Genomic DNA, 508 nt, shown 5'->3' on the forward strand with positions numbered 1-508 from the left:
TTACTACTTCAGTAACGATTCTTCGTACCATAACTCCCTTAGAATCATAGGTACCCAGTTTCTGGTAGAATTCGTTATCTTCCATATTTGGGTGAGACTTATCCCACTTAAACTGTACTGTTACTGAATTAGAATGGATAGATGGGGGATCCATAAGAATGCCTCTAGCAATTCTCGGATTTGCTTTACCATCAATCTTTAATATACCATTGATACCTGCAGGAATAACAAAAGAACCATCCTTGTATTCATCTTGCCAGATAACTTGTGATACAGCTCCAATAGCATTACCAATATTAGTCTCATGGTCACAGTTTACTGTTTGTCCTAAGAGCATTCTCATAGAAGCTTTTAATACTCCATTTTGACCAAAATCGGTAGGGTTCCAGTTCTTAGACACAATAGTTGCAGATAATAATCTGAACATTGGTTCAATAAACTCCTCATCTTTGGGAGTAAGTTCTTCTGGCTTCAAGTCAGGATAATAGGTATTATAATCTATTTCTCC

The 508-nt window shown here is 36.6% G+C and carries 1 protein-coding gene; it reads right to left on the reverse strand.

Annotated elements, in window-relative coordinates; all coding sequences use genetic code 11:
* Positions 1-475, reverse strand: a 475-nt coding sequence (locus IE182_RS31675; protein ID WP_229845307.1) for a hypothetical protein, incomplete at its 3' end; no start/stop codon positions are given.
* Between the last annotated feature and the right edge of the window lie 33 nt (positions 476-508).

Source organism: Streptomyces cinnamoneus, assembly GCF_014650495.1.
Classification (GTDB): Bacteria; Actinomycetota; Actinomycetes; order Streptomycetales; family Streptomycetaceae; genus Streptomyces; species Streptomyces cinnamoneus.